Annotated in this window: 21 protein-coding genes and 4 tRNA genes; 5 read left to right on the top strand and 20 right to left on the bottom strand. The window is 46.6% G+C overall.

Annotated elements, in window-relative coordinates; all coding sequences use genetic code 11:
• Positions 1-147: 147 nt before the first annotated feature.
• Together gshA and LSG37_RS04120 are read right to left on the bottom strand one after the other, a co-directional pair.
• Complete coding sequence (gshA, locus tag LSG37_RS04125) at positions 148-1,722, bottom strand: glutamate--cysteine ligase (protein WP_233078671.1); 1,575 nt, start codon at positions 1,720-1,722, stop codon at positions 148-150.
• Between the two features lie 109 nt (positions 1,723-1,831).
• Positions 1,832-2,287 (bottom strand): CBS domain-containing protein, encoded by a 456-nt coding sequence (locus LSG37_RS04120; protein WP_233078670.1) that lies wholly within the window; start codon positions 2,285-2,287, stop codon positions 1,832-1,834.
• 93 nt (positions 2,288-2,380) lie between these two features.
• Between LSG37_RS04120 and LSG37_RS04115 the strand changes: the two genes are divergently transcribed.
• Positions 2,381-3,928, top strand: coding sequence for a methyl-accepting chemotaxis protein (locus LSG37_RS04115; RefSeq protein WP_233078669.1), 1,548 nt, complete (start codon positions 2,381-2,383; stop codon positions 3,926-3,928).
• Between the two features lie 53 nt (positions 3,929-3,981).
• Here LSG37_RS04115 and clpB read toward each other — a convergent pair whose 3' ends face one another.
• The 3 genes from clpB to rluD form a co-directional block, all read right to left on the bottom strand.
• Entirely contained in the window at positions 3,982-6,567 is a 2,586-nt protein-coding gene (gene clpB, locus LSG37_RS04110) for an ATP-dependent chaperone ClpB (protein ID WP_233078668.1), read from the bottom strand.
• 92 nt (positions 6,568-6,659) lie between these two features.
• Positions 6,660-7,394, bottom strand: coding sequence for a peptidoglycan editing factor PgeF (gene pgeF, locus LSG37_RS04105; protein WP_233078667.1), 735 nt, complete (start codon positions 7,392-7,394; stop codon positions 6,660-6,662).
• A complete protein-coding gene (gene rluD, locus LSG37_RS04100; protein ID WP_233007883.1) occupies positions 7,394-8,368 on the bottom strand; it encodes a 23S rRNA pseudouridine(1911/1915/1917) synthase RluD in 975 nt (324 codons plus the stop codon). Before rluD ends, pgeF begins: the two co-directional genes overlap by 1 nt.
• Positions 8,369-8,494: 126 nt before the next feature.
• On the opposite strand from rluD, the gene LSG37_RS04095 reads away from it, so the two are divergent.
• A complete protein-coding gene (locus LSG37_RS04095) occupies positions 8,495-9,247 on the top strand; it encodes an outer membrane protein assembly factor BamD (protein ID WP_233078666.1) in 753 nt (250 codons plus the stop codon).
• 95 nt (positions 9,248-9,342) lie between these two features.
• Here LSG37_RS04095 and radA read toward each other — a convergent pair whose 3' ends face one another.
• Positions 9,343-10,701, bottom strand: a complete 1,359-nt coding sequence (gene radA, locus LSG37_RS04090) for a DNA repair protein RadA (RefSeq protein ID WP_233078665.1) — start codon at positions 10,699-10,701, stop codon at positions 9,343-9,345.
• Between the two features lie 115 nt (positions 10,702-10,816).
• Between radA and LSG37_RS04085 the strand changes: the two genes are divergently transcribed.
• Positions 10,817-13,366, top strand: coding sequence for a PilZ domain-containing protein (locus LSG37_RS04085; RefSeq protein ID WP_233078664.1), 2,550 nt, complete (start codon positions 10,817-10,819; stop codon positions 13,364-13,366).
• Positions 13,367-13,376: 10 nt separating this feature from the next.
• Here the strand turns inward: LSG37_RS04085 and LSG37_RS04080 are convergent, their stop codons facing one another.
• Complete coding sequence (locus LSG37_RS04080) at positions 13,377-14,273, bottom strand: alpha/beta hydrolase family protein (protein WP_233078663.1); 897 nt, start codon at positions 14,271-14,273, stop codon at positions 13,377-13,379.
• A complete protein-coding gene (serB, locus tag LSG37_RS04075; RefSeq protein WP_233078662.1) occupies positions 14,273-15,334 on the bottom strand; it encodes a phosphoserine phosphatase SerB in 1,062 nt (353 codons plus the stop codon). Before serB ends, LSG37_RS04080 begins: the two co-directional genes overlap by 1 nt.
• An 83-nt stretch (positions 15,335-15,417) precedes the next feature.
• Here serB and LSG37_RS04070 point away from each other — a divergent pair, with 83 nt between their 5' ends.
• Positions 15,418-16,032 (top strand): hypothetical protein, encoded by a 615-nt coding sequence (locus tag LSG37_RS04070; RefSeq protein WP_233078661.1) that lies wholly within the window; start codon positions 15,418-15,420, stop codon positions 16,030-16,032.
• On the opposite strand, the gene LSG37_RS04065 is transcribed toward LSG37_RS04070, so the two are convergent.
• The 7 genes from LSG37_RS04065 to LSG37_RS04035 form a co-directional block, all read right to left on the bottom strand.
• Entirely contained in the window at positions 16,029-16,829 is an 801-nt protein-coding gene (locus LSG37_RS04065) for a TatD family hydrolase (protein WP_233078660.1), read from the bottom strand. The two genes, LSG37_RS04070 and LSG37_RS04065, sit on opposite strands and share 4 nt — an antisense overlap.
• Positions 16,820-17,458, bottom strand: coding sequence for a pyridoxamine 5'-phosphate oxidase (gene pdxH / locus LSG37_RS04060; RefSeq protein WP_233078659.1), 639 nt, complete (start codon positions 17,456-17,458; stop codon positions 16,820-16,822). The genes LSG37_RS04065 and pdxH overlap by 10 nt, the downstream gene beginning before the upstream one ends.
• 53 nt (positions 17,459-17,511) lie before the next feature.
• Positions 17,512-19,251 (bottom strand): arginine--tRNA ligase, encoded by a 1,740-nt coding sequence (gene argS, locus LSG37_RS04055; RefSeq protein WP_233078658.1) that lies wholly within the window; start codon positions 19,249-19,251, stop codon positions 17,512-17,514.
• A gap of 24 nt (positions 19,252-19,275) precedes the next feature.
• Positions 19,276-20,862: a peptide chain release factor 3 gene (prfC, locus tag LSG37_RS04050; protein WP_233078657.1), complete on the bottom strand. Its 1,587-nt coding sequence runs from the start codon at positions 20,860-20,862 to the stop codon at positions 19,276-19,278.
• 164 nt (positions 20,863-21,026) lie between these two features.
• Complete coding sequence (gene rimI, locus LSG37_RS04045; RefSeq protein WP_233078656.1) at positions 21,027-21,473, bottom strand: ribosomal protein S18-alanine N-acetyltransferase; 447 nt, start codon at positions 21,471-21,473, stop codon at positions 21,027-21,029.
• A 3-nt stretch (positions 21,474-21,476) separates the two neighbouring features.
• Positions 21,477-21,860 (bottom strand): hypothetical protein, encoded by a 384-nt coding sequence (locus LSG37_RS04040; RefSeq protein ID WP_233078655.1) that lies wholly within the window; start codon positions 21,858-21,860, stop codon positions 21,477-21,479.
• A gap of 12 nt (positions 21,861-21,872) precedes the next feature.
• Positions 21,873-21,949, bottom strand: a tRNA-Trp gene (locus LSG37_RS04035).
• A gap of 228 nt (positions 21,950-22,177) precedes the next feature.
• Between LSG37_RS04035 and LSG37_RS04030 the strand changes: the two genes are divergently transcribed.
• Complete coding sequence (locus LSG37_RS04030) at positions 22,178-22,594, top strand: CBS domain-containing protein (protein WP_233078654.1); 417 nt, start codon at positions 22,178-22,180, stop codon at positions 22,592-22,594.
• A 480-nt stretch (positions 22,595-23,074) separates the two neighbouring features.
• Here LSG37_RS04030 and LSG37_RS04025 read toward each other — a convergent pair.
• From LSG37_RS04025 to LSG37_RS04005, 5 genes are all read right to left on the bottom strand, one after another.
• Positions 23,075-23,151 (bottom strand) — tRNA-Arg (locus LSG37_RS04025).
• Between the two features lie 39 nt (positions 23,152-23,190).
• Positions 23,191-23,267 (bottom strand) — tRNA-Arg (locus tag LSG37_RS04020).
• 17 nt (positions 23,268-23,284) lie between these two features.
• Positions 23,285-23,374, bottom strand: a tRNA-Ser gene (locus LSG37_RS04015).
• A 158-nt stretch (positions 23,375-23,532) separates the two neighbouring features.
• Positions 23,533-23,736 carry a carbon storage regulator CsrA gene (gene csrA, locus LSG37_RS04010; protein WP_008897327.1) on the bottom strand — a complete coding sequence of 68 codons (204 nt, stop codon included), beginning with the start codon at positions 23,734-23,736 and terminating at the stop codon, positions 23,533-23,535.
• Positions 23,737-23,850: 114 nt separating this feature from the next.
• A complete protein-coding gene (locus tag LSG37_RS04005; protein WP_233078653.1) occupies positions 23,851-25,059 on the bottom strand; it encodes an aspartate kinase in 1,209 nt (402 codons plus the stop codon).

Below are 25,059 nucleotides of genomic sequence, written 5' to 3'. Positions count from 1 at the left end.
AACCTAACGAATGGATTCAACCAAGTTTTTGTTTTTCATCCCTGGATTATCCTTATCCTTAGTTTTCACGGCCAGCTTGCTGGCCGTTTTTTTATGTCTGAGTTTTAGTGGATATTAAAAAGCCGGATTTAATATCCGGCTTTATGCTTATAAATCAGCAAAATACTGTTCAAGGTACTGATCAAAACTCACCGAGTCGGCCTGTTCAATCTTCTGTTGCTCAAGCAAGGATACCGCCGCCATTTGTTCAAACTCTGCTTCGGTATACAGCTGATAGTCCATTGCAGCCAATTGCTGCCTGTACTGCTCAGCCAAAGCCAAAGCGTAATAAGGACTATCCTGCTGCTGAGCAATTAAACGGCTTAATAACTTACCTGAATAGGTTTGGTTCGGATCTAACAAGCCTAAATAAAACTCTTTGATAGCAGCACTGTACGAATCACTGCTGTGAGCTGCGTCCATCCAGTTCGCTATAGGCATCAGATCAGCGAACAGCTGTTCAGCCCAGTCCAGCATTAAACGAGGCTGGCCATTTTCATTCAGATCAAGGTTACGTTTGCGTCCTTCGGTTACCACTTTACGCAGGTTTTGCTCTGTCACTGCCTGTTCGTCAGCCGATAAATCCGGGCTTTTTTCCAGTAAACAGTAAATCAAAAACAAATCCAGAAAACGCATTTGTTCAGCGTTAATCCCCACAGCGCTGAACGGATTGACATCCAAAGCCCGCACTTCAATGTATTCCACACCACGGCGTTTTAAAGCGCAGGTTGGCCGCTCGCCACTTTGAGTAGTACGTTTAGGTCGTATGGTCGAATAAAATTCGTTTTCGATTTGTAGAATATTGCTATTGAGCTGATTGTACTGCCCATCGACTTTAACGCCTATGGAAGCGTATTCGGCAGAAGGCGTCGAAATAGCCTGACGTAAACCTTCGATATAATCCGGCAAATTGTTGTAGCTGATATTTAAACTGGACTGCGCACTGTTGGTATAGCCCAGATCACTCATTCGTAAAGAGGTGGCATAAGGTAAGTATAAAGAGCCTTTGCCCAAGGTTTGGAACTTATACTTAGGTTCGCGGCCTTGTAGAAACGAGCTGCACATAGCAGGGGATGCACCAAACAAATACACAACCAGCCAAACATATCTTTTGTAATTACGAATAAGGTGCAGGTACTGAGCAGAAATAAAATCCTGCAAGGACCCCGTGTCTCCCAACAACTGCTGATACTGCTGCCAGAACTCTTGTGGAATAGAGAAATTAAAATGCACACCGCTGATGGCCTGCATCATGCTGCCATAACGATTTTTAAGGCCCTGGCGATAAACGGTTTTCATAGTTCCAACATTGGAGCTACCGTACTGCGCCAGTTGGATCTCATCCTGATGTTCGATATAACAAGGCATAGAACCAGCCCAAAGCCGCTCTTCACCTATATGAGATAACGCAAATTTATGAATATCCGTCAGTTGCTTTAAAGTCACATCAATATCAGTTTGTGCCGGGGTAATAAACTCCAGCAAAGACTCTGAAAAATCTGTGGTGATTAAAGGGTGAGTTAAAGCCGATCCTAAAGCTTTTGCATGACCAGTTTGAGCCAGATGACCATCCGGCTTAATCCGCAATGTCTCCCGCTCAATACCCCGTCTGATACCTTTAATTGCAGTTTGAAATGACGTGGTGCCAAGCGCAGCCAGACGTTGTTCGAGGAAATGACTCAAGCTGATCCCTTATTTCTGATAATGAGCAAACGTTAAAATGGGGCGACTCAAATTAAAAAACAAGAGTGCCCAGAAATTAAGTTTTTGTGAGATAAATTGACGTTGTATTCTACTCTTCTTCAGCAGCAGCGCCATATGCCAATCTGCTTTTGCGCGCCGCCTGCAACACCACTATTCGCATAATGTCTTTCCACGACACTATGCCTATAGCCACATTATCCTGATCCGTCACAGGCAAACAGCCAATGTTATGTTTGAGCAACAAGGCTGCCGCTTTGACCACTGGATAATCTTCAGGCACAGCTATCACTGGGCTGCTCATTACATGTTTAATTTTGCGGCTGGTGACAAAAATATCTAAGGTTTTCTCCGAGGCGGCATCCATCACAGGTGCCAATGCTTTGAAATAATCTTTGACGGAAACTATACCTACTAAACGTCGCCCGGCATCAATCACTGGCACATGCTGAAATTTAGACTGATTAAAAATGTCTTTTAGCGCAGACAAACTCATATCCGGGTCAACCATCGTCAATTTTCTGGTCATAATGGCAGATACTTGCATAATGCTCCTAAACTCGCTTATCTGAGAGATCTTTGAAATAATGCCGCCGCTTTGATTCAGATTAACTGAATGATAAATAAAAAGGAAATAAGCATGAACCGCCGCAACCAGAACCTTGTTGACCAGGAAGTTCAATACGACGCCGGACAAGAGTTAGTCTCCACTACAGATACACGTGGGGTGATCACCTATGCCAACCCTGCATTTTGCCTGGTTGCCGGTTATACAGAAGACGAACTGGTGGGGAAAAACCATAATCTGGTGCGCCATCCTGATATGCCAGCCGCCGCTTTTGCTGATATGTGGACCCACTTAAAGCAAGGTCAATCCTGGCGTGGTATGGTGAAAAACCGTTGCAAAGACGGTCGCTATTATTGGGTGGATGCTTTTGTCACCCCTATTTATCAGCAGCAGCAACTGGTGGGCTACCAGTCAGTACGCGTAAAAGCAACTCCAGATTTAATCCAAAAAGCCGATCGCTGTTACCAGGCGATCAACGCAGGTAAAACCATCAACCAGTGGAATGGTAACAGCAATTTACGTCGTCTTATTGCACTGCTTAGCAGCTTTATTTTAATAGCGGCAGGTGCTTTGCTCTGGTCTCATGCGTTATGGCTGGCCTTGCTTATTCCGGCTATTTTCTTTGTGTTGATGTATGACGAATTAGTAGATATTCCGGCTCAGTTAAGCAAAATGCGTCAAGACTTCGATTCTGTATCCCGTTATGTCTATAGCGGTAAAACGGCATTTTCAGTAGCAGACTTCCGCCATCAGATGCATCAGGCCCGCTTGCGAACCGTATTAGGCCGCACTAGAGACAGCACCAACAAACTAACCAGCATTGCCGACACGCTGGAAGAGGCCGTGCATTTAACACAACGTGGCATTCACCAGCAAAGTCAGGAATTAGTCTCTATTGCTACGGCCACTCAGCAATTAAGCAGTACAGTACTGGATATCGCCGAACGCACAGGCGAAACCAACCAGAAAGTGGGCGAAGCTCAGCAGATTTGCCAGCAGGCAGAACAAGTGATGCAATTAACCGCCAACACAGTAAAAAAACTGGCTGTAGAAGTACAAGGTGCAGCCAGCACTGCAGATAACTTAGCTGTGGAAGCCGAACGTATTGGTGCTGTGATGACAGAAATTCAGGGTATTGCTAATCAAACCAACTTGCTGGCGTTAAATGCCGCCATTGAAGCAGCTCGGGCCGGTGAACATGGCCGTGGTTTTGCCGTAGTCGCTGATGAAGTAAGGGCTTTATCATCCCGTACTCATAAAGCTACAGAGCAAATTCAGCGTTCTATTGGTGAAATCCAGCAAACTTTATTGAGTTGGGGCAAAACCATGACGCAAAGCCGTGAACAGGTAGAAGAATGTGTGACTCAGACCACTCACAGCACAGAGCAATTATCGGAAATTGTCGCTATGGTCAATACCATCGATCATTTATCGTCGCAAATTGCGACAGCTGCGACTCAGCAAGGCCAGGTTGCAAGTGAAGTGGCCAGCAATGTGCAAAATATTCAGCATATTGCAGATGAAAACTTAGGCAATATGCAACTAGTTGCCGACAACAACCAACGTCTGCACCAGCAAGCTGCTGAGATTGCCAATTTAAGTAAGACATTTAACCAGTAACCTCTGGCTATAAAAAAAGCCCGCAGCTGCGGGCTTTTTAGTGACTACAAGTTTTACTGAACAGGTCCGGATTCAATCACAAATTTTCCTGCTTTGGCATCGACTGACACTATTGCATTTGGCTTAATCTGACCTTTCAGTAAGGTTTGAGCCAATGGGTTTTCAATATAATGCTGAATAGCGCGTTTTAACGGTCGCGCGCCAAAGACTGCATCAAAACCAGCCGCTGCCAACAGATCTAAAGCAGCATCTGTCACCGACAAACCAAAGCCTTTATCCTGCAAACGCAAACGCAGGCGTTGCAACTGAATAGACGCTATATGGCGGATATGCGCGCTGTCCAGCGGGTGGAACACCACAGTTTCATCTAACCGGTTTAAAAACTCAGGTCTGAACTGTTTGCTCAGCACGTCCATCAGCATATCTTTCATTTGCTGATAATCCTGATGCTGATAATGCTCCTGGATCAAATCTGAACCTAAATTCGAGGTCATAATGATCACTGTGTTTTTAAAGTCGACTGTACGACCTTGCCCATCTGTTAAACGACCATCGTCCAGCACCTGCAGCAAAATGTTAAACACATCAGGATGGGCTTTTTCTACTTCATCCAGCAACACCACAGAATAAGGTTTACGCCGCACTGCTTCAGTTAAATAACCCCCCTCTTCATAGCCGACATAGCCAGGAGGAGCACCGACTAAACGCGATACTGTGTGCTTTTCCATAAATTCCGACATATCAATGCGGATCAGCGCATCTTCGGTATCAAACAGGAACTGGGCTAAGGCTTTGGTTAGCTCGGTTTTACCCACACCTGTTGGGCCTAAAAACAGGAATGAACCTATAGGCTTATTCGGATCGGCTAAACCTGCACGGGAACGGCGGATGGAGTTGGACACAGCTTCTAAAGCTTCGGCCTGGCCTACCACCCGTTTTTGCAGTTCCTGCTCCATACGAAGCAGTTTGTCGCGTTCACCTTCCAGCATTTTGCTGACCGGAATTCCCGTGGCTTTGGATAACACATCAGCAATTTCCTGCTCCGTCACTTTATTTCGAAGCAGCGTCATTTCATGCATTTCCACTTGTGACGCCAAATCAAGCCGTTTTTCCAAAGCAGGAATACGTTCGTATTTCAGCTGCGACATACGGTTTAAATCACCGGCACGACGCGCTACTTCCATATCCAGCCTGGCTTGTTCTAAGTCCGCTTTGATATTTTGTGTGCCTTGCAAGGCCGCTTTTTCTGAAGACCAGACTTCATCCAGCTCGTTGTATTTCAAATCCAGTTCACGGATTTGTTCCTGGATCATGTCACGGCGCTTTTTCGTCGCATCATCTGTTTCTTTCGCCAGCGCATTATCTTCCAGCTTCAACTGAATAATACGCCGCTCTAATCTGTCCAGTTCTTCCGGCTTAGAGTCCATCTGCATCCGAATGCTGGACGCCGCTTCATCAATTAAATCAATGGCTTTATCCGGCAGCTGTCGGTCGCTGACATAACGGTGCGACAAAGTAGCAGCCGCCACTATGGCCGGATCGGTAATCTCTACCGCATGGTGCAGCTCGTAGCGTTCTTTTAAGCCACGCAAAATGGCGATAGTGTCTTCCACTGAAGGCTCATCCACTATGACTTTCTGGAAACGTCGCTCCAAAGCTGCATCTTTTTCAATGTATTTGCGGTATTCATCTAAAGTGGTGGCGCCTAAACAATGCAGTTCACCCCGAGCTAATGCAGGTTTGAGCATATTGCCGGCATCCATAGCACCGTCGGCTTTGCCAGCACCGACCATGGTATGAATTTCGTCAATAAACAGAATAACCCGGCCTTCTTCTTTTGAAAGCTCGTTCAGCACTGCTTTTAGGCGTTCTTCAAATTCACCACGATACTTAGCACCAGCCAATAAAGAGCCCATATCCAAAGACAGAACTCGTTTGTCTTTTAAACCTTCCGGCACTTCTTTATTGATGATACGCAGCGCTAAACCTTCGACTATGGCGGTTTTACCCACACCAGGTTCACCAATCAGCACAGGATTGTTTTTAGTGCGGCGCTGCAGCACCTGAATACAACGGCGGATTTCTTCATCACGGCCTATCACAGGATCTAACTTGCCAGCTTCAGCCCGCGCCGTTAAATCCACCGTATATTTGTTTAAAGCCTGACGGCTGTCTTCAGCATTAGGGTCATCGACATTCTGGCCGCCACGAATTTGTTCTATGGCTTTTTCCACTACAGCTTTATCTACACCCAGGAGGCGTAATAAATGGCCTAATTCAGACTTGTCCTCACAGGCAGCCAACACAAACAACTCGCTGGAGATATATTGATCTTTGCGTTTTTGCGCATATTTATCACATAGATTCAGCAGGTTAATAGTGGCAGCAGACAGCTGCACATTAGCATCTGCACCTTCCACTTTGGGTAAGCGCTCTAAAGCCTGGGATAATTTGGAACGCAGTTCATTGGTATTGACGCCAATTTTGCTGAACAGATCTTTGGTGGATCCACCTTCCTGATTCAGCAAAGCATGCATTAAATGAATGGGTTCAATAAACTGATGGTCACGGCCTAAAGCCATAGACTGAGCTTCGGCTATTGCCAATTGGAATTTACTGGTAAATCTGTCGAGTCTCATAACATCTCCGCATACATCAAACTGCTGTTGGCATTAAGATGGGGCAGAGCAGGTTAATTATCAAGCGATAAACGTCAAAAAATTGACTTAGATCAGTCAATCCAGATACAGGATGCCATTCGGCCTGTTTGGCCATCACGGCGATAGGAATAAAAATCGTGTGAGTCGGTGTAAGTGCAAAAACCGCCACCGTAAATCTGTGAAACTCCGGCCGCATTCAAACGTAAACGCGCCAGTTGATATAAATCAGCCAGCCATTTACCTGTTTTATTCGGAACAGCCATAAAAGCTGCTTCAGCTTTGGCATCTTTTGCCATAAAAGCCAGCCGTACTTCATCCCCCACTTCAAAAGCTGTGGGGCCAATAGCAGGACCTAGCCAAGCCATCACCTGGCCAGGATCAGTAAACTGTGTCAGGGTTTGTTCGAGCACGCCATCGACTAAGCCACGCCAGCCCGCATGAGCTGCAGCCACCTGAGTACCAGCTGCATCACAAAACAACACCGGCAGGCAATCAGCGGTCAGTACCACTGACACCAGACCTTTGGTTTTGGTGGTACTGGCATCGGCTGTAAAAGGACCCACTGAAAAATCAGTCTGTTCCAGTAGGACGCAATCTGTACCATGCACTTGATTGAGCCATAAAGGTTCAGCAGGCATCCCCGCCTGTTGCTTGAAAAGCTGACGATTCTGCGCCACAGCTTCAGGTCTGTCATTGACATGACTACCTAAATTCAATCCGTCGTAAGGAGGCAAAGATACTCCCCCCTCGCGAGTACTGATCGCTGTTTTTACATGCAAAGGCGCAGGCCAGTCAGCTTTAAACATCAGGCGAAATCCAGACCGTGAATATCAGTGTCTTCACGTAAGGCCTGAGTCAGCTCTACCATATCGTCAGGAATTGGTGCATGCCATTCCATAATTTCACTGGTAATAGGGTGAGCTAAACGCAGCATAGCTGCATGCAGCGCCTGACGTTTAAAGGCACGTAATACAGTTAACAGAGCTTCATCAGCTTTACGTGGTGGACGTGGACGACCTGCGTAAACAGGGTCACCCACCAGCGGATAGTTAATGTAGGTCATATGCACACGAATTTGGTGAGTACGGCCAGATTCCAGACGTAAACGCAAGCGAGTGTGAGCACGGAATTTTTCCATTACACGGTAGTGAGTCACTGCAGGACGGCCAGAACTGGTTACCGCCATATGAGTACGCTTGGTAGGGTGACGGCCAATTGGCTCATCCACTGTACCGCCCGCTGTCATAGTGCCGTGGCAAATCGCTTCGTATTCACGGGTAATTTCCCGCTCCTGCATCGCTTCTACCAAATGGGTCTGAGCAGGGATAGTTTTAGCTATCACCATTAAACCTGTGGTGTCTTTGTCCAGACGATGCACTATACCGGCCCTTGGCACTTCAGCAATAGAAGGACAGTGGTGTAATAAAGCATTTAACAAAGTACCGTCGGCATTGCCCGCACCAGGATGCACCACTAAACCCGCAGGTTTATTGATCACCATAATATGTTCGTCTTCGTAAACAATATTCAGGTCTATAGGCTCAGCTTCAAAGCGTTCATCATCCGGTAACTCGGCCTGGATCAATACAGACTCCCCGCCCAGTAACTTTTCTCTGGGCGTGTTACATAGCTGGCCATTGATTTGAACCCAATCGGCTAAGATCCACTCTTTTATTCTGGAACGCGAATAGTCCGGGAACATTTCGGCCAATACCTGATCTAAGCGTTTACCAAATAGATGGTCAGGTACAATTTCTGCAAGTTTTATCTGTTTTGTCATGTCGGAACCAGTTATCCTGTGTGCATACCCGAACTGTCTGGGTTAGAATCGGGCCATAAAAGGTTATTTTAACGGTTTTACTCCAGACTAAATAGCCAATAGGTTTAAGTAGTAGCGGATTTTTAAATGAAAGTGAATTTTTTAGCCATAATCGCCCTAGCTTTAACACTAACCGCCTGTGCGGGGAACAAAAAAGCCGAAGAAGAACTGGTCAATACCAACCAGTCTGCTCAGCAAATGTATGAAGAAGCCAAAAATGTGCTGGATTCAGGTCTGTATAACAGAGCTATTGAGCTGTTAAGAGGCATGGAAAGCCGTTATCCGTTTGGTCCTTTGTCCCGTCAGGTGCAATTGGATCTGATCTACGCTTATTACCAAAGCGGTGATACCACTCAATCCTTAGCCAGCATAGACCGTTTTATTCGTCTTAACCCAAACCACCCGGATTTAGACTACGCCTACTACATGCGTGGTTTAAATAACGTCAAAGCTGACGAAAACTCTTTTCAGGAATTTGTCGGTATAGATCGCGCCGACCGGGATATGTCCAGCACCAAACAAGGTTTTGATGACTTTAAAATACTGGTCAGCACTTATCCAAATAGTAAATACGCAGATGACGCCAGAAAGCGTATGTTCGCTATTAAAGAAAGACTGGTACGTTACGAATTACTGGTTGCTGATTATTACGTCCGTCGTGGCGCTCATTTAGCGGCAGCCAACCGTTGTAAATACATTGTCGAGTATTACCGCGATTCGCCACAAGTAGAGCAAGCCTTGGTTATTATGGTCGAAAGCTATGACAAATTAGGTTTAGTGAAATTACGTGATGATGCCAAAGCGGTATTGCTGCTGAACTTCCCTAACGCGCTGAATTAGTATCCCCGTCGTACTATGACTTAGGGTATAAAAACAGAAATAAAAAAACGGCTTTTAGGCCGTTTTTTTATTTCTGCTGATGCTTAACTTTGCGTTTACAACGCATCCAAAGCTTCTGATAACTTACTGACTGCTACTACTGTCATTCCCGGAATAGCTTCTTTAGGTGCATTGGCAACCGGCACTATGGCGCGTTTAAAGCCATGTTTTGCTGCTTCTTTTAAACGTTCCTGACCACTGGGTACAGGCCTAATCTCACCGGACAAGCCCACTTCACCAAAGACGACCAGCTCATTGGGCAAAGCTTTATTTTTAAAGCTCGACACCAGCGCCAGCAAAGTAGCTAAGTCAGCGCTGGTTTCATTCACCTTCACGCCACCCACCACATTGACGAATACATCCTGATCGGCCATTTGAATACCAGCATGACGGTGCAATACTGCGAGCAGCATCGAAATACGGTTTTGCTCCATGCCCAAAGTAACCCGGCGTGGATTATTTAATGGCGAATAATCTACGAGCCCCTGAATTTCCACCAGCAAAGGTCGGGTCCCTTCCCATAACACCATCACAATAGAGCCTGGCGTATCTTCTTTGCCACGGCTTAAAAATATAGCGGAAGGGTTTTTCACTTCCCGCATACCCTGGCCTGTCATCGCAAACACGCCCAGCTCATTGACAGCACCAAAACGGTTTTTATTGCCACGTAAAGTGCGGAATCTGTTGTCGGTGTCCCCATCCAGTAAAATAGAACAGTCGATGCAGTGCTCCAGTACCTTAGGACCAGCCAGAGAACCATCTTTAGTGACGTGACCGACCATAATCACAGCCACATTATGTTGTTTAGCAAAACGGGTTAAGTACGCCGCGCTTTCCCGCACCTGAGATACGCTGCCTGGAGCAGACTGAATATCCGACATCTGCATCACCTGAATCGAGTCGATGACCATAATGCGCGGTTTTTCTTGCTGTGCCAGCTGGCAAATAGTCTCAACATTGGTTTCAGCCAGCATCATTAAGTTTTGTGTCGGTAAGCCCAATCTGTTCGCTCGAAGCGCCACTTGTTGCAGCGATTCTTCACCTGTGACATACAGAGCTTTGTCTGTTACTGCCAGTCCACACATAATTTGCAGCAGCAAGGTACTTTTACCTGCGCCCGGACTACCGCCAATCAATATCGCTGAACCAGGCACTATACCGCCGCCCAACACCCGGTCAAATTCAGCAAAACCAGAGCTAAAACGTGGCACCTCCTGCAAGTCAACTTGATCCAACCGAATCACTTTAGCGGCGGTAGCTCCGGCATAACCGTCAAAACGTTGTTGTTTTGTTACACTGGGTAAACGCACTTCGCTGATACTGTTCCAGGTGCCACACTCAGTGCACTGGCCCTGCCAGCGCACAAAGTCAGCGCCACAGTCATTACAGACGTACGCGCTCTTAGTTTTAGCCATTTTTTATCTCTTCTTATTAAAAGGCACGATTATTGCTTTTACATCGTACTGGTTTTACTCTAACCCAAATTATTGATACAGGGCTTGCCACTCCCCTGTCAGTGTTTAAGCGAGCATGACAACAAACGACTTACAAGCTTATAGCAGCGTCCTGGAACGTCTGAAACCCCTTATCAACACTCAATTGTTTGATGAGGAGTTTCGGCTATTGACCGGCGACTTAGCCAAATCGCAGCAATTTCTGATCAAAATGGAATTAAAGCGTCTGGCGCAGCCATGCACCTATTATATCGATTTACGTGGCAGGGTCGACGGCGAAGTTCGCCCTTTTGAGCATAAAGGCCAAACCCATTATCTGGATGAACTTGCGATCCAAACCTTTGAAAAAGGGCTGAAGCAATACGGCCAATACACTATTGGCATTTTTGAAGACGTCACCAATACCAATAACAACTTCAGAGTGCGGCATCAGCAAGAAACCAATAAAAGGCTGCAGGACGTATTATCAGGAGAGGTTTCTGACACCAGAGACTTAGCCGCTATTCCTTCTGATCTGGATGCTACGGCCAATGACTACAAAGCAGCTCAACTGATCCGCTTTGCCGGTTACAGCGTGCGCCGTGAAGAGCGAATGAATTTCTCTATAGATATTGAAGTGGTATTGCAGGATGAAGAACGTTTTCCTGCAACCACCAGTGACCTATCCGTATCTGGCTGTAAAATCAAAATCCCGCTGGCAATAGAAATGACAGCCGGGCAAAAAGTTGCCATATTTTTCCGCGGCTTAGAGCAGGAGTTTGCCCTTGGTATCAATAACGGCATCCCTTATCAGGTAATTGATGTTGAACCTGCCGACAAAAGTTATTACGTGCGGTTAAAACGTTTGCCTTTAGCGGATGAAAAAGGCTTTTCAGATTTTCTGCAAAATTTTATTCACGGCAATAAAAGACGTTACAAAGTGAATCTGGATAACACCTACGAAGCGGTGTTTATCAAAGGTTATGAGCAATTTTATTTACCCCGCATCAGCTCTTTACCGGTATTTCTGGCGGTTAACGACGGCAAGGCCTCACCCGCCTGTGTATTAACCACTGAAAACAACAGGCACCTGATGCACTATTTTCAGGATGAGCGTCAGCAGAATGTTTTGCCACAACTGCTGCACGTGCGCAGATTAAAACAGTGTCTGGCTAAAGAGGCCAATGAAAACAGCACCATACTTTATACCTTTACCCATGCGGCCAAAGGCCGATTGTTTTTTTATTCGGCTACAACAGAAGAATTACTGCAACACCCTGAACTGAAAGCGGTGTTCTTCGGCTTTGGTGCAGCCAAACCAAGCTTCCGCGCATTCCGTATGTCGGTGTTACGCACTGTGCCTGCTCATGCCCATATTCCGCTGTCATTACCCGCTACTGCGGATCAGGAAGTGCAAAAGCTGAATCAACCACCAACACCTTTGATCGCAAATTTCATTCGTAACTTGCGCTATATAGTGGCGCTGACCGATATCAGTACGGCCCAAAGCAACAGCCTGTACAAAGCTATCACTTACGACGCGGCTTTGCTGAATCAGTTGAAAGTGTTTGGACATGCCAAACTTGAGCAGATCCCACCTATTGAAAGCGCCTCTGTACAGTATGTGAATTTACGTTCTGAAAGCCGGTTTTTATATAAAACCACAGTACTGTTGGAGAGGGATAAAGGAGGTGATATTCAGTCCTTTAGCCGCGATTTCTCCAGTAAAGGCATCCAGCTGGAATGTGCCGAACCTGTGAGTTTTTCAAAAGGCGATACAGTGCAAATCAGTTTGCCTGAACTGCAAAAAATCACCACTAAGCATCAGCTCTCAGGCCTGCCTTATGAAGTGATGGCGGTCAGTAAAAACAAACTGATTATGAATATGAGAGTGATAGATCCAACCAACGATCATCCAGGCAAAATATTTTTTCAGCAGCTCATTAATAACAACAGAAGCAAACTGACGATGGCAGAGGAAACGCCAAAGTTTCCGGGCCTTGGCCCTGCCTTACGTAATATGTACGTTAAAGCTTTGGACACCTTTGCCTTTTATGTGCATCGTCAAGGTGTCCGTTACAATCTGGATGTAGTGGCTATGGGTGCAAAACCCAGTGCTTTGCACAAGTTACTGGCACATTTCAGCGAAGGGTCTGAGTCTATGACCATGTTACCTTTGCTGAAAAACAATGCCACCAACTTGCAGTTTGCCAATCAGCTGAAAAAAATGAAGCGCCAGGAAGTCCCATACAGCTATGAGGTTTTTCTGCGTTTTATCCCTGAACAGGACAACACCGAACACAGCTTTGAAACTAAGTTTGACTTTGATTTCCAACTGCACAGTGCCAAAAAAGCTTTTGTAGATGACGTGGTCAAGACGGATCTGTTGTTTGCTTTTAAGATCTTTTTATCCCGCACAGGCCGGCCTGATACCGAACATATTGCCAAAGAGCTAGGGTATGTCAGCACTTACGCCATTCATAAGGCGAAAGTACTGGAAGAAGAACTTTGGAGTGTGGTGGGCGTAGGTGATGTCGTGGATATCACAGACGAAGTATTACTGCGTTTTAACTTAAGCAACGAACAAATAGCAGAGCAACAGCACAAACGGCTGACTTTATTGGCCAGTCTCAAACAACCTGTTTAAATTCGGCCGGCTAAATCTGTTTCAGCCATAACAGCAGTTCAGCAAAATGATCTGAACTGGCGCTGGGGTGAGTCAGCATAGAGATATGATCATAGTCATGCCGATGCCCCTGCGCTTTGCCGAGCAAGCTATAACGCCCTGAGTTTAACCCTGTTTCTGCCAGAAAAGCCTGCACATCCTGCGGATGTCCTAACAGCTGATCGTTAATGGCGGCAAAATGCCAGCTGACCGGCCAGTTCACATCAGTGCAAGCTGCGGCATAATCAAAACCATCAGTTGGATCGGTGAAAGCATCTCCGCGGATCCAGCCTATGGTATCCAGCAGATATTGAGCTGGTTCGTTGTCCGCACCAAAACGCCATTGTCTGGCCGGTAAATAGCCATAGAAACGACAAAGCAGTGGCGAAAACAGATTCCAAACCAAATCAATATGCAGACGTTTTTTAAAGCCTCTTACACTAATCACCCGCTTGCTGCCGAAAGTGACTATGGTTTTGACTTTAGGTAGCAGTTCTGGAAAACGCGCTAAACTTGCCGCCAACACCACACCAGCCCAGGAATGTGCCATTACCATGACAGGCTGCTGATACTGCTGGAACAGATGATGAATTAAAGCAGGAATATCCTGACAAATCAGTTGCTGCTGACTGTGATTAAAACGCCTGCTGGCTTGAGGACTGGATAAGCCACGACCAGCGAAATCAGCACAAGTGACAGCAAAACCACGATCGGCCAGAAAGCAGCCCAGACCCCGGCCTTTTTCATTGTAAAAAATCCGGCTGTTTTCAATAGCACCATGCAGCATCAGCACAGGATAAGCTGACTCTGCATGATTCGGTGTCAACTGTCGCAAATGCAGCTGATAATCAGCGACCGTCAGCCATTCTGAGCTTTGCTGGTGTTGCATCAGCTCTCCAGTAAATACAGCAACTGCAATAACGAACCTTGCCGTATCGCCGCTTTGGCCTGAGCCTGTACCTTAGGTTTGGCATGAAAAGCTACACCAAGGGCTGCGACAGCCAGCATAGGTAAATCGTTAGCACCATCACCAATAGCCACAGTCTGACTGGCGGGGATCTGGTACTGATTGGCAATCTGTTGCACCACGTCCGCTTTGGTCTGAGCATCAACTACTGCACCCAACACCTGACCTGTCAGCTTGCCATCGATGATTTCCAGCTGATTAGCAAAAGTGGCCGTTAGTTGTAAACGCTGTTTTAAGGCTTCGGTAAAATAAGTGAAGCCACCTGATGCAATCACCACCTGCCATTGATGTTGCTGTAAAAACGACACTAAAGCTTCTAAACCCGGCATCAATGGCACAGCATCCAGCACCTTTTTCAGCACTGTATCAGGAGCATCTTTTAAAGTAGCCACTCGTTGACGCAAGCTTTGCGCAAAGTCCAGTTCGCCATTCATAGCGCGCGCAGTCACAGCTGCTACTTGCTCACCAACACCTGCTAGTTTGGCGATTTCATCAATACATTCAATCTGGATAGCAGTGGAATCCATATCCATCACCAGCACACCGGGTTGCTGTAAAAACACCGGAGCTGGCAGATAGACCAGTTCAGCAGCCCATGACTCACTCAACTGGCGTAAGGCCTGAATTTGCGCTGAGCTTAAGGCTAAAGGCAAATCGATACGCACCGCCAAAGCTAAATCAGCGTGAGGACGATACAAACTCAAGGAATAAGCCGCATCTGCAGGCAATAACTGCAGCACAGCAAATAACTGATGTAGCGTGATGGCACCAGAAAAAATCCTCAGGCTGGCGGTACTTTGTCCTGTAACTAAGCCAGACCAGAATTCTGGTGCTGAAACAAAGTCAGCAGCCTCACGTTCGCTTTGATAAAAGCCGGAAGCATGCATTTGTACTGCACCTCTTACTGCACCTTGCGCCGTCAGCCACTGAATTAAACTGTTGTCAGCAAAGGAGTTTGGGTCAATCTTATAATAAAAGCTCAATGGGCCACCTGTACTTCATTCTGTTGCCGTGGCATTCTACCGACATTTTTAAGCCATTGTCAGTGTAAAAATCAGGCAAATTAATGCAATTAAGCGGATATCAGCACAACAAAAACTCAAAATACTTCAGACTGGCCCAGCTGTTGCTGGCATTGCTGGGGATTTGGGTGCTCTCGCAATGGTGGTGGAACAGTAACCAGCAAGGCGAACTATTGTTCCAGCAACAAAGTGCCGAACTGATGCGCTCAACGCTAGTGGCTTTGTCTCATACCGCAGCTTATCTCATAAACAACGATCAGTTGGAAAGCTTAAACCAACTGACTACTCATATTGCCGCTACACCTTATCTGCAGGATGTAGTGGTATATGACGCTAACGGCGTGAAGTTGTCTGCTTCACAAGGTACTGCCGCAGCTCAGCTGTTATATGCACCTCAACATGAACAAGCTTTGCTTGCCATGGTGCAGGAAATTACGCAGGACAATAGAGTCATTGGCTATATCAAAATCAGTATGAAACTGGACGCCAGCTTATTGCCTGTGACTCAAGCCTGGCAGCAGTTGATGCGGCAAGTATTCTGGATGTTGTTACTCTCAGGTGTAGTAGCCTTTATGTTACGTGGCACCTGGAGCAAGATTGTGCATCAGTGGCAAAAATGGCGTCGCAGCAAACAAGCGGATGCGGCGAATTTGCTTTAGGTTGGGAACAACTGAACCGTTGTGTTCAGCAGCACTTGTGCTATCTGCTGCTGATTTTCGCCTCTTAATTCTGCCAGCTCTTTCAGCACCAAAGGCAACTGGGCTGGTGTATTTATTTCCCCCTGAAAACCATGCAGTGGCATCGAAGGTGAATCGGTTTCCAGCACTAAAGCGTCGAGCGGAAATTGTTTCACTGCGTTGCGGGTTTTCTCGGCGCGATCGTAAGTAATAGTACCGCCTATGCCGAGCTTAAAACCCATATCTATAAAAGCTTTGCCTTGCGCAAAACTGCCGGAAAACGCATGCAAAATGCCACCTTGGCTAAACTGCTGCTGTTTAATGACCTGCAGTAATTCATTCTGTGATTTGCGATGGTGCAAAATCACAGGCTTTTTCAGTTTGGCTGCCAGCTGCAACTGAAATTCAAAACACTGTCGTTGCAGAGCAAAACTTTGCTCATCCAGCGCAAAATCCAGCCCTATTTCGCCTATAGCGCTGACTTGAGGTAAAGCGGCTAAATCTTCTAATCCTTCCAGAGCGTCCAGCTGTGTTTGACTTGCCCACCAAGGATGTACACCTAAGGCGATGTAAAAACCATAACGCTGCTTTAATTCCAGCAAAGGCAACCAGGCGGACGATTGCACTGCAGGCACTAAAAAGCCTTCAACGCCCACAGCTTTGGCGTTGGCCAAATGCAGCTCAAGTTCAGGCAATAACTCTGGCAAATCCAGATGGCAGTGGCTATCAAATAATACAGGCCGCGTATAGGCGGCCTGTAAAGGAAGGGTTATGGACATAAACGCTCTATGGCCCAGCTGCTATCTGCTTGCTGCTTGTACATAAAGCGGTCATGCAGCCTGTGTTCGCCACCTTGCCAGAATTCAATCTGATGGGGTTTGACTAAAAAGCCGCCCCAGAATGATGGTACTGGCACTTCACCTTGCTCAAATTTATGTTTAATTTCAGCAAACTTTTGCATCAACACCTGACGGGTCGAGACAGGACGGCTTTGCTCTGAAGCCCAGGCTGCCAGCTGGCTTTCTTTAGGCCGGGATAAGAAGTAACTCATCACCTGACTGGTCGGAACCCGCTCAGCCGTGCCATAAACAATGACCTGACGCTCCAGTGGATGCCACGGAAAATGCAGACAGACTTTAGGGTTATGCTCTAGCTCAGAGGCCTTACGGCTGCCTAAGTTGGTATAAAACACAAAACCTTTGCTACTAACATCTTTAAGCAATACAAGACGTTGTGATGGCTGACCTGACGCATCCACTGTAGCGACACACATAGCGGTTGGATCGGGTAATTCGGCAGCTACTGCATCTTTCAGCCAGCCTTCAAACTGCACAAAAGGATCGGCATTGAGCTTATCCAGATCCAGTCTGTCCATAGTGTAACTGCGGCGAATATCAGCAATTTTCATCAGTTTGTCCTTTTACATCAAAGGTCTATAGCAAACGACTGGAGTAAAGCGGATTACATCCGCTCCATGACCTCAATACCTAATAAGTCTAAGCCTTGTTTTAAGGTACGGGCCACCAGAATACTCAGCATTAAACGGCTGTTTTTCAGTTCTGGTTCAATGCCTTCTTTTAAAATAGGGCAAGCTTCGTAGAAACTCATAAACTGGCTGGATAACTCGTATAAGTAGTTACACAGCAGGTTAGGCACCGCATCTTTCATCACGGCCTGTAGCGTTTCTTCTAAGCGTAACAGTTTGACGGCTAACTGCTTTTCCTGCTCTTCCAGAAGTTGCAGCGGAGCCACAAAGCTCTCATCTATACCAGCACGGCGCAAAATACCGCTGACACGGGTATAAGCATATTGCAGGTAAGGGGCTGTGGCGCCTTCAAAACTTAACATGGCATCCCAGCTAAACACATAGTCGCTGGTCCGGTTTTTCGATAAGTCAGCAAACTTCACTGCACCTATACCTACTTTGCGTGCCACTTCAGCCATTTCTTCAGCGCTTAAATCAGAGGATTTTTGCTCTACTACGGCTTGAGCTCGCACTACGGCTTCTTCTAGCAATTCAGCCAGCTTGACAGTGCCACCGGTACGGGTTTTAAACGGCTTACCGTCTTCACCCATCATGGTGCCAAAAGGGCAATGATCGTAAGCGACGTGTTCTTTTAATAAACCCGCTTTACGGGCCACTAATTCCACTTGTTTAAAATGCAGCGCCTGACGGGCATCGGTAAAAATCACAATGCGATCGGCAGCTAAATCAAAACTACGGTACTGACAGGCTGCTAAATCTGTAGTGGCATACAGGAAACCACCACCGGTTTTTTGCACGATAAAAGGTGAAGGATTACCTTCTTTATCCGCCAGTTCCTGCAAAAACACCACTAAAGCGCCTTCACTTTCCACAGCTAAACCCTGCTGTCTTAAGCTATCGACTATAGGCTGCAGCATAGAGTTGTAGGCACTTTCAGGCTTGATATGCTCATGGCCTAAAGTGACTTTTAAGGTTTTATACACTTCGTCGCTGTGTTTAATGGAGGTGTCGATAAACAGCTGCCACAACTTTTGGCAGTGCGCATCGCCACTTTGTAATTTCACTACATAGTCACGCGACTTATCAGCAAAACCTGCTTCATCGTCAAAACGTTTTTTCGCTTCGCGGTAGAAGTCTTCCAGATCGGCTAAAGCCACTTGTTCTAAATCGATACCGGCTGCAAGCTTGTCTTCCAGATGCGCAATCAACATACCAAACTGCGTGCCCCAGTCGCCCATATGGTTCTGACGAATGACTTTATCGCCCCAGAACTCCAGACAACGCACAACGGCGTCGCCAATAATGGTGGAACGTAAATGGCCAACGTGCATCTCTTTCGCCAGGTTGGGCGCTGAGTAATCCACTACTACAATTTGAGGGGCTGGGTTAGTGCTCAAGGTTAATCGTGGGTTTTGTGAAGCCCCCACCAACTGTGCTGCTAACCAGTCTTTACGCAAAGTCACGTTAATAAAACCAGGGCCTGCAATTTCAACCTTTTCAGCTAGTTCGGCTAAATCCAGTTGTTGCACCAGCTGTTCAGCCAAAGCACGGGGATTGGTTTTTAATAACTTGGCGGCCGCCATAGCACCATTGATCTGGTAATCACCAAACTCAACTTTAGTGCTGATGGTGACAGCCGTATTAGTGTCGGCAGGCAAACCCAAAGCCACCATAGCGGCTTGGGTTTTGGCGGATAATAATTCTTTAATATTCATAACAAACCTTTGCTCGAGCCTGAATTAATGTTCACGGGTCTTATGGAATTTGATCTTCGGATAACGTTCAATCGACAAGTTCAGGTTGACCATAGTAGGTGCCAGATAGGTCAGGTTATCACCGCCGTCCAATGCCAGGTTCATGCTGGCTTTGCTCTTTAATTCAGTCATAGCTTTATGATCATCGCTGTACACCCAACGCGCTGTCGTCACGTTGACGCTTTCGTAAATCGCATCGACGCTGTATTCAGAGCGTAAACGATGCACTACCACGTCAAACTGCAGCACACCAACAGCGCCTACTATTAAATCGTTGTTATCCAGCGGACGGAATACCTGCACAGCACCTTCTTCAGATAACTGCACTAAACCTTTGAGTAACTGCTTTTGCTTTAACGGGTCGCGCAGACGAATACGGCGGAATAACTCAGGCGCAAAGTTTGGAATACCTGTGAAGTTAAACTTTTCCCCAGAGGTAAAAGTATCACCAATCTGAATAGTGCCGTGGTTATGTAAACCTATGATATCGCCAGGAAACGCTTGTTCCACGTGTTCACGATCGCCCGCTAAAAAGGTTAAAGCCTGTGGTACCAGCATATCTTTGCCAATACGCACATGGTGCATTTTCATGCCCTTTTCATATTTACCTGAACAGATACGCAAAAAGGCCACACGGTCACGGTGTTTCGGATCCATATTGGCCTGAATTTTAAAGACAAAACCGGTAAAGGCTGGCTCTGATGGCTCAACAACACGGCTGGTGGTAGCGCGGTGTTGTGGCGCTGGCGCCCATTCGGTTAAACCATCCAGCATATGATCCACACCAAAGTTACCTAAGGCTGTACCAAAAAACACTGGAGTGAGTTCACCTTTACGGAACAGCTCTAAATCAAACTCATGGCTTGCGCCTTTGACCAGTTCCATTTCTTCACGTAACTGGTCGGCGTAATAACCTACTCGTTTATCAAGTTCAGGGTTGTTGATACCTTTAATCACATCCAGTTCCTGGATGGTATGGCCCATACCTGATTTGTATAAAATAATTTCGTCACGGTAAATGTGATAGACACCTTTAAACTCTTTACCCGAGGCGATTGGCCAGGTGATAGGAGCACAGGCGATTTTTAATACGCTTTCCACTTCATCTAATAAATCAACAGGATCACGAATATCGCGGTCCATTTTGTTCATAAAAGTAATGATAGGCGTGTCACGTAAACGGGTGACTTCCATCAGTTTAATGGTTCGGTCTTCAACACCTTTAGCGCCGTCGATCACCATTAAGCAGGAGTCTACTGCCGTTAAAGTACGGTAGGTATCTTCCGAGAAGTCTTCGTGACCAGGAGTATCAAGCAGGTTGACTAAGCAATCCGCATAAGGGAACTGCATCACAGAAGTCGTGACCGAGATGCCCCGCTCTTTCTCCATTTCCATCCAGTCGGAGGTGGCGTATTGGCCAGACTTTTTACCTTTGACCGTACCTGCTTTTTGGATCAACTGTCCAAACAACAACACTTTTTCAGTGATAGTGGTTTTACCGGCATCCGGGTGAGAGATGATCGCAAAAGTGCGGCGTTTGTTAATTTCTTCTAAAAACAGTTCGGTAGTCATGCCATCCAACTTGATCAATAAACGAAGCCCACAACATAGCCAAGAAGCAGAGTGGGCTTGGGTTATATAGGAAATTTCGCGCGATTATAACAGCAAGCAGAGCATAGGCACAGAATTTAGCCACTTCGGTCTGGAAATTATCTGCCTAGAGAGATGATTCAGCCCTAGCCTAAGGGCAAAGCCATTAAAATTGCGTCTTCACGGCCTGTCGCTGTTGGGTAATAACTGGGGCGTAAACCGGTTTGTATAAAGCCACATTTTTCATACAGCTTAATGGCATTGGCATTGGATTGACGTACTTCCAACCAGCAGTCCAGTGCTTCTAAATCCTGGGCCTGGGCAATAAAGTGCTGCATCAGTTGCTGGCCATAACCCTGACCCTGAGCTTTTGACGACACACCAATATTAAATAAACTGGCTTCCATTGCGACTTTTTCGCCTATATAAAAACCTATAATGGCGTCGTTATCATCCATCAGCACCGCATTAAAATAACGCTCGCCAAAGCAAGTGCTAAAGGTGCTTTCCGACCAGGGATGGCTATTGGCGCTTTGTTCGATCTGCAGCATCGCAGGGATATCGGCAGGGGTGGCACTACGTATTAACGGCATGCATCAGCTCTCTTGCTGGAGGCACAACCAGAGCAGCTTTTTCTGCTGGGCTGACTGTAATAATTCAATCGAAGGTGTTACTAAGAGTCCGTTTTGCAACATAGGTTCAGTACTGGCCGGGTTTAACCGCCACTGCAGTTGTGGTTGATACTCGCTGAGAGCCACGAGGACGTCTTTGGATAAGGTCAGTTCTGCGTCAGGATCAGAGTAAACAGGTACTGCTGGTTCGACAGCTTCAACTACAGCTTTGGTATCAGCAACAGCTTCTGCCAGCACACCAATTTCAACTTCAGGCGTTTTGGCCATAGCAGAAAACTCTTGATGTAATTCAAGTGGTTGTATCTGGAGTAAATGCAGCAGTTGCTGCTTAGACGATAAAGAATTCATATCAGAATGAAGTGGCAGGGGCAGAGGGATTCGAACCCCCAACCATCGGTTTTGGAGACCGCTGTTCTACCAATTGGAACTATGCCCCTAGCGTTGGAGGCGCCATTATACAAAAGAGGCATCAAAGGTAAAGCAAAAATCTGTCTGCACTGATTTAACTGCGCATAAAACATACGTTTCATTCCTTCAAGGCCCCTTCCCTGCTTGTTATTAAGCTTTCTAATCAAAAATTACGATACTGGCAAGCTTATTAATTCGTTTTCATCGAAGCATTTATCGGACTTATGCTGCTTCCATAGCTTCAAAGGAGAAAAACCATGAGCAAAGTACAAGATATATACCAACGAGAATTTCCACGCCTGCAACAAGACGATACGATAGTTCAGGCTGTGCAGCAACTGCGACAGTTTAACCTGACCGGTGCACCGGTGTTTAATAAAGAAAATAATCTGGTCGGTTATTTGTCTGAGCAAGACTGTTTAGCCGCTATGTTACACGCCAGCTACTTCTGCAGCCTGCACAATACGATAGCTCAAGTAATGAGTAAAAAGGTGGTGACTGTATTGGCGTCTGACAGCGTGGTGGATAGCGCAGTGATCTTTACCAGCCTGCATTTGCACCAGCTGCCTGTGCTTGAGAATGGTGTGGTGGTTGGGGTACTGAACAGAGGTCAAGTGGTTAGGGCGCTGGAGGCTACGCTTGGGGAGTGTTATGGCGGGGAGAGAGCGGCTTAGGTTTGGGTTTGGGTTTGGGTTTGGGTTTGGGTTTGGGTTTGGGTTTGGGTTTGGGTTTGGGTTTGGTAATCTTAAAAGCAAAAGAGCAATTGCAGAAGCTAAGACTTCGCGGCAGGAGGATTGCTCGTGGCTGTCCTGCCACGAGCCCTGCGGGCCAGCCTTCGGCTGTCGCCATTTGCTCCCGGCAAATAGCTCGAACCTTGCGGAGGATCTCATCCGCCTGTGTCCACCATCGCCGATCTGTTTGACTGAATTTTAGAAACAAAAAAACCTGCATTTAGCAGGTTTAGTTGTGGTGGACGCAGGAGGATTGCAAGTGGCGTCCTGCCACTTGCCCTGCGGGCCGAGCTTCGCTCGTCCAAAATCGCTCCCGGCGATTTTGTCGAACCTGACGGAGGATCTCACCTCCTCACGTCCACTCTGAGCTTTATTTTATTGAATTCTAAAAACAAAAAAACCTGCACTTAGCAGGTTTAGTTGTGGTGGACGCAGGAGGATTCGAACCTCCGACCGCTCGGTTCGTAGCCGAGTACTCTATCCAGCTGAGCTATGCATCCATCTGGTACTTTCTTTTTCACATCGTCGTTGTAGTTAAGTGGTGGACGCAGGAGGATTCGAACCTCCGACCGCTCGGTTCGTAGCCGAGTACTCTATCCAGCTGAGCTATGCATCCAATCTTAACAGTACAACTGGCGGAGAAGGAGGGATTCGAACCCTCGATAGAGTTTCCCCTATACACCCTTAGCAGGGGTGCGCCTTCAGCCACTCGGCCACTTCTCCGCACTACGTTGCGGCGTGTATATTAATGTCTCAGGAAAATAAGTCAAACAATTTTTGGAGCTGGAAAGCGCGTTTGCTGACCTTTTAAACAATTCGACTAAATATTCGCTACAAAGCGTTAAAAATATACAATTTCTAAAAATGATAAAGCTTATAACTTATTGATCGTCATCGCCGCTAAAGCCACCTGGGGTGCCTTTTTCAGCCTGAATGCGCATATAAATCTCTTCTCTGTGCACTGAAACTTCTTTTGGTGCATTCACACCGATGCGAACCTGATTTCCTTTGACGCCTAAAACTGTGACCGTGACTTCATCACCGATCATCAGTGTCTCACCAACACGACGCGTTAAAATAAGCATTCTTTGCTCCTTTTGTATGATCCCAGCTTCCAATGGTTGCGCTTGTTTGATCGTACTGCGCAGACCTGTCAGCCTTATGATAACTCAGCCGACAAATTTATGAAAACCTTGAAATTAATTAACTGAACCCAATAAGGCAGTATGTAAAGCGACTGCCACTTTATTCAATTCAGTCTCTGGTACGACGATCGATAATTTAATTTCGGCACAACTGACAGCAACAACCTGCACGGCTAATAACTGCAATTGTTCAAATACTGTCGCTGTAATGGCAGGATTTGATTTCAGCCCTATCCCTACTATAGATAACTTGCCCAAAGACTTCCTGCTTTGCAGCGTAAAATTTTGCTTCTTTTTCAGTTCATTACAAATATCTTCTACAGTATTCAGATCATTTTGGTTCAAACTGAACTGCATCTGCACTAAACCGGACGGCGCATACTGCACCTTTAACATATCGGTCTCAATAGCTAAACGGGCGAACTCCTTCAGTAATGCGATATGTAGCTCACTACTTAACTCATTCAGCTCCAACCAGACTTCGCCGGTCTGGCATGCCAGTCCTGTCACCGCTGGTACACTCATGGTCTGGTCCTCATAACACACTAAAGTTCCCTGATCGGGTTTGAAGCTGGATAACACCCGTACTGGTACCTGATGCATAGCTGCGTATTCGACAGAACGGGAGTGCAATACTTTGGCGCCTAAACTGGCCAGCTCCAACATACTGGACGCATCCACATAAGGTAGCCGGAACGCATCAGCACAAATACGCGGGTCCATACTGTAAATACCGTCGACATCGGTAAAAATCTGACATTCGTCAGCTTTTAAAGCGGCAGCTAAAGCAACAGCTGTGGTATCAGAACCGCCACGGCCTAAAGTCGTGATATTGCCTTCAATGTCTCTGCCCTGAAAACCAGCAGCGATCACAATATGCCCCTGCTCCAGCTCCTGCCACAAACGTTCGGTGCCAACAGATAAAATACGGGCACGACTGAATTTATTGTCAGTCAGAATACCAATCTGATCGGCCAGTAGCGACACAGCCGGATGACCCCGTTTAATCAGCGCCATCGCCAGCAAAGCAATACTCACCTGCTCACCGCTGGCGGCAAGCATATCCAATTCGCGAGTCGCGGGACGACTATCAATCTGATGCGCCAGCCCAAGCAGTCTGTTAGTTTCACCTGCCATAGCAGACACCACCACTACTACTTTATGACCGGCATGCACGGTTTGAATAACCTGCTCTGCCACAGCTTCGATACGTTCGGGGGTACCTACTGAGGTACCCCCGAATTTTTGTACATATAAAGCCAC

It is taken from the genome of Rheinheimera soli, from assembly GCF_021290985.1.
In the GTDB taxonomy this organism is placed as follows: domain Bacteria; phylum Pseudomonadota; class Gammaproteobacteria; order Enterobacterales; family Alteromonadaceae; genus Pararheinheimera; species Pararheinheimera soli.
This window is presented reverse-complemented; position numbering and strand designations above follow the sequence as displayed.